We start from the raw sequence: 4,658 nt of genomic DNA, 5'->3' as shown, positions 1-4,658 counted from the left end.
ACGCAGACGGAAATGGGAATTATCGCGTCGTCCGACCCGGCCGTTGATGTCTGGATGTCCGCGCTTGTCAGGCGATTGCGGGATAAGGGAAGCCGGGTTGCCGGGTTTTGCAAGATGGCCCACGCTCGACCGGGATTGGTGAAACCTGCAAGGAAATCTACCTGTTCCCAATCGGAAGCACACATAGATTTGCGGTGACTCAGGATCTGGGCACTGGGGCCCGTGGGTGCAAATTGAACCCGCAAGGACTGGCGGAATGCTGCGTCCGCGTGGCCGATGATCTGACCAAGGGCGCGGATTTGTTGGCGATCAATCGCTTTGGCCGCAGCGAAAGCATAGGGCAAGCGAGTTAAGACCACTGATGTGGCACGCCCAAATGAACACGTCCGGGGAGGGAGGGCGGCGGTTGGCCGCCCTCCGGGCCTGGCAATCGCTCAGTTCGCGATAAGGCTGTCGATCTCGGGGGCGAGGGCCTCTTGAAGCATGGCGGCCATGGCATCGAGATCGCCGTGGACGAGCGCGAATTTCTCGTCCCACTTGGCAATGAGACCGGTAAATGTTTCGAGCCGCTCTTCAGCGTCGGCAAGGCCCAGTTGATCGCGGGCCTTAGACAGAATATTGGCCCGGTCTGCCTTGATAAACTCTGCCATGGCGGCTTTGTGCGCCTCGGTCGGCTCGTGGATGCTGACCTCGTGGTCTGCGGCTTCGGCAAGCGCCTGGTCATCAAGCTCCATGTAGCCCAGCGAAGCCTCGATCACGCCATAGGCGGCCTCGGAGATCATCAGCTTTTTCTGCTCATCGCTGAGGCCCGACCAGAACCCTTCACCGGCGGCGAAGATGCCCCAAGCGCGATAAGTGCCGAGGTTGGTTACGGTCACATCTTTTGCGATGTCCCAGAAGCTGTGCGATTTCAACGAGCCGACCGGTTGCAGCACCACATCGAGCGCGCCGCGCGACAGGCCTTCGTACATGTCACTGGACGGCATGTTGACCGAGGTGGCCCCGAAATGCGTGGCCCAGCGATCCCAAAGCGCGCCTGGGGTGCGCACCTTGAGGCCAGAAAGGTTGGACAGGTCGCTGAGGTCTGTATTGCCAATAAGAACATAGGGCGACGTGCTGGTCAGGCCGAGCACGACGATGCCCTCTGCGGCGTATTCCTTCTGACAGCTGTCGCAATGCAGCAGGACGTATTCAGTTACAGCGGCGGCAACGGCGGGCGGGTATTCGCCATACATGGCCATATCTGCAATCATGACACTGCTGGGGAACTCGGCCGGGTGATAGCCAAAGACTATCTGACCCATCTGGGCGATGCCGCTGCGGAGCCCTTCGACAGTGTTGCGCGCCCCAAGAAGTGCCCCACCGGAAAAGACCGAGAAGTCCAATTCACCATCTGTTGCAGCCTCGACCCGCTCGGCGAAAGGTTCAAGGCCGTGGGTCACAGCGGCACTTTTGGGCGGTTGGAAGGATGCGAAATTGACATCCTTTGCGTTTGCGACCCCGGCGGTCAGCGCAAGGCTGCCTAAGGCTGCTACTATGTGTCGTTTCATATTCATGGTTTCCTCCTCTGTGTGATCTGATTGCGCCGCTCACCAAAAGGCGTTTGGCAATGCGACGACGATTTCGGGAATAAGCAGCATCAGCGTGATCGTGCCGAGGTCGGCCACGATGAACCACAGGATGCCGTGGAAGATAGTGCTGGTCGGGATTTCTTTTCCGACAACGCCCTTGATGACAAAGACGTTCAACCCGACAGGTGGCGTGATCAGCGCGATTTCAAGGTATTTGGTGACCAGAACGCCGAACCAGATCAGATCGATGTCCAATGCTTCGACCACCGGCAAGAAGATCGGAAGCGTCAAAAGCATGATGCCGATCGGATCAAGGAACATGCCAAGGATCAGGTAAATCACGGCCATGCCGGCCATGACGATCAAAGGGTGAAATCCGGTATCCACCACTAGGCCTGCAAGCGCGTCGGCAAGGCCCGCAAGCGCGAGAAACCGCGTCAGCATATGGGCGCCGATGGCGATCACAAAGATCGCGGCGGTGGTCCAGACGGTCTCTTTCACGGCAGCCAGAAAACCTGCGCGAGTCAGGGTGCGGCGGGCAAGTGCCAGGATCAACGAGAGCGATGCCCCGATCGCCCCGGCCTCGGTCGGGGTGAAAAGTCCGGCAAAGAGCCCGGCAAAGACCCCCGCGGCAATGGCCAGCACCGGCCAGACATCGACCAGTGCGGAAAACCGATCCCGCCAACTGATAGATTCGACCACGCGCGGGGCAAGACGCGGGTTTGCGCGAACACGCAGGATGATCATCAGACTATAAAGCAGGGCGGTGAGGATGCCGGGGCCGACGCCTCCGAGAAAAAGCTGGCCAATCGGGACTTGGGCAAAAATCCCGTAAAGCAAAAGCAGGATGCTGGGCGGGATCAACGAGCCGATGGTCCCCGCTGCGGCGACGACACCAGAGGCAAGGCCCTTATCATAGCCACTTTTCAGCATTTCGGGCACAGCGATGCGCCCCATTGCAGCGGCACAGGCCACGGACGAGCCGGTTACGGCGGAAAATCCGGCCGCTGCCCCGATGGACGAGATCGCAAGTCCGCCGGGCAGGTTCGACAGCCAGAGGCGCGCCGCCCGAAAGAGTCCGTCCGTCAGTTTTGCGTGATAGCAAAGGTAGCCCATGAACAGGAACATCGGGATCGAACTGAGTTTCCAGCTTGCCGCGAAGTCGTAGGGGATGCCCGAAAGAACGCCGAGGGCCACATCGAGATTGAGGATAATCCACGTCCCGATAAAGGCGCTGACCCCGAGGGCCACCCCGATATTGACCCCAAGCAGCATCAATCCGATGAGCGCGCCGCATACGATAAGTGCGATACTGAGATCACCCATTACGTTCGTCCTCCTGCGAAACGCCAAACAGGCCGAACGCATCTCTAAGCGCCTTTGCAAGACAGACCATCGCGATCAGGCAAAAGCCGATTGGCACGAAGAACCGCGAGGGCCAGATCTGAAGGTGAAGCGTGCCCATGACGTATTCGCCAATGTGAAATTTCTGGATTGCGGTGCTCAGGGTGATGACCCCCAACACGCCAAAAAACGCGCACGAGACCAGCGCCGACAGAAGCGCAAGACGGTTGCGCCATCGGGGCGAGAAAACCTGTGTCAGAAGCTCCACCGCGATATGGCCGCCGCCGCGCTCGACCGCCGCCAGCGGCAGAAAGGTGAGGGCGACCATGTAATAGTAAGTCACAACGTCGAGCGTGCTCTTGATGGGGCTGTGAAATAAGTATTTCGCAACCACATCCGCAGAGACCTGCAGCATCATCGCAACCAGCGCGATGCCGGACAGCAAGAGCAGGACGTGGGATGTTCTGGATAAAATGGCGTCGACCGCCATGAGTGCCCGCATGATCTCCTCCCTGATCGACGGAATGCCGGTGGACCGGCGAATTTATAAATACCAACTTAATATGTCAGGCCTACACCCTGTCAACCGAAGATTTTTCAAAAGTTTCAGGCAGGCGCTAGGTGTCAAAAATAAATACAATAAAAACAGTTGATTGATTGCCGTTCATCGCGATTTCAAGAAAACGCGTCTCAGGATTTGCTTGACGCTTGGCCGGGTGCAGGTCTAGTTTTATAAAAAGTTGGTATTTAATAGGCGGAAAAACTGACATGGCTCACCCGACCGAGATCGCGCGTATTGCCTTGCCGGATCAATCCGAGCTGGACCCTGAAACGCAGGCATATTTCGATACATGCGAGGAGAAGTTGGGAATGATTCCCAACGTGCTGCGCTGCTACACTGGCAATCCGGCCAAGCTCAGGACATTCAGCGCGTTTTACAACGAGCTTATGCTGGGCGACTCCCCCCTGACCAAGCTGGAGCGCGAGATGATCGCAACGGTGGTGTCGGCCAGAAACCGTTGTTTTTACTGTCTCGTGGCGCATGGACAGATGATTCGAGAGCTTTCGGGAAACCCGGAATTCGGCGAGCTGATGGTGTTCAACTATCGTGCCGCGCAGCTGTCAGAGCGCCACCGCGCGATGCTGGATTTTGCCTGGAAGCTGACGGACACACCCGAGGATATCAGCGAGAAAGACCGTGAAGGGTTGCGGGCGGTCGGCTTCAGCGACGATGAGATTTTCGACATCACCGATGTCACCTCGTTCTTCAACTACACAAACCGCATGGCGCATGGGTTGGAGATGGCGCCAAACCGCGAATACCACGGTATGAACCGGTGAAGACCGCAGTCATGAACGAGCATTTTTTGCGCCCCCTGATGGAGCCGGAGAGCGTCGCGGTGGTTGGCGCCACGGCGTTCACGCCGGGCCGGATGGGCACGCGCACCATTCATGATTTCATCGAAGCGGGCTGGCAGGGGCGGCTGTATCCGGTCACGACCCGAACGGATACGCTTTATGGCCGGGCCACCTTGGCCACGCTCGATCAGGTGCCCGAACCGGTCGATCTGGTGATTGCCCGCGTTCCGGCGCAGGCACTGGAAGACGTTGTTGAGGCGGCGATCCGCAACGGGTCAAAGGCGCTGATCGCGCTGGCCTCGGGGTTCGCGGAAACCGGGGAAGAGGGGCGGCAGACGCAGCTTAGGATCGTGCGGCGCGCCAAGGCAGCCGGTCTGCGGCTGT

The 4,658-nt window shown here is 58.7% G+C and carries 6 protein-coding genes; 3 read left to right on the top strand and 3 right to left on the bottom strand.

Annotated elements, in window-relative coordinates; genetic code table 11:
* Positions 1 to 107: 107 nt before the first annotated feature.
* Positions 108 to 353, top strand: coding sequence for a DUF2478 domain-containing protein (locus ABYW26_RS10875; RefSeq protein ID WP_372604880.1), 246 nt, complete (start codon positions 108 to 110; stop codon positions 351 to 353).
* Positions 354 to 434: 81 nt separating this feature from the next.
* On the opposite strand, the gene ABYW26_RS10870 is transcribed toward ABYW26_RS10875, so the two are convergent.
* From ABYW26_RS10870 to ABYW26_RS10860, 3 genes are read right to left on the bottom strand one after another with little or no spacing between them, the layout of a single operon-like run.
* Positions 435 to 1,556 (bottom strand): C4-dicarboxylate TRAP transporter substrate-binding protein, encoded by a 1,122-nt coding sequence (locus ABYW26_RS10870; RefSeq protein WP_372604879.1) that lies wholly within the window; start codon positions 1,554 to 1,556, stop codon positions 435 to 437.
* A gap of 33 nt (positions 1,557 to 1,589) precedes the next feature.
* Positions 1,590 to 2,897 (bottom strand): TRAP transporter large permease, encoded by a 1,308-nt coding sequence (locus ABYW26_RS10865; protein ID WP_372604877.1) that lies wholly within the window; start codon positions 2,895 to 2,897, stop codon positions 1,590 to 1,592.
* Complete coding sequence (locus ABYW26_RS10860; RefSeq protein ID WP_372604876.1) at positions 2,890 to 3,417, bottom strand: TRAP transporter small permease subunit; 528 nt, start codon at positions 3,415 to 3,417, stop codon at positions 2,890 to 2,892. The genes ABYW26_RS10865 and ABYW26_RS10860 overlap by 8 nt, the downstream gene beginning before the upstream one ends.
* Positions 3,418 to 3,683: 266 nt before the next feature.
* On the opposite strand from ABYW26_RS10860, the gene ABYW26_RS10855 reads away from it, so the two are divergent.
* Together ABYW26_RS10855 and ABYW26_RS10850 are read left to right on the top strand one after the other, a co-directional pair.
* Positions 3,684 to 4,256, top strand: a complete 573-nt coding sequence (locus ABYW26_RS10855; protein WP_372604874.1) for a peroxidase-related enzyme — start codon at positions 3,684 to 3,686, stop codon at positions 4,254 to 4,256.
* A gap of 11 nt (positions 4,257 to 4,267) precedes the next feature.
* Positions 4,268 to 4,658, top strand: a 391-nt coding sequence (locus tag ABYW26_RS10850) for a CoA-binding protein (protein WP_372604872.1), incomplete at its 3' end; no start/stop codon positions are given.

This window comes from Actibacterium sp., assembly GCF_041584535.1.
In the GTDB taxonomy this organism is placed as follows: domain Bacteria; phylum Pseudomonadota; class Alphaproteobacteria; order Rhodobacterales; family Rhodobacteraceae; genus Actibacterium_D.
This window is presented reverse-complemented; position numbering and strand designations above follow the sequence as displayed.

Coding starts and splice junctions, on each gene's coding strand:
- ABYW26_RS10870 (WP_372604879.1), bottom strand. CDS start 1,556: ATGAATATGAAACGACACATAGTAGCAGCCTTAGGCAGCCTTGCGCTG.
- ABYW26_RS10860 (WP_372604876.1), bottom strand. CDS start 3,417: ATGCGGGCACTCATGGCGGTCGACGCCATTTTATCCAGAACATCCCAC.
- ABYW26_RS10865 (WP_372604877.1), bottom strand. CDS start 2,897: ATGGGTGATCTCAGTATCGCACTTATCGTATGCGGCGCGCTCATCGGA.
- ABYW26_RS10855 (WP_372604874.1), top strand. CDS start 3,684: ATGGCTCACCCGACCGAGATCGCGCGTATTGCCTTGCCGGATCAATCC.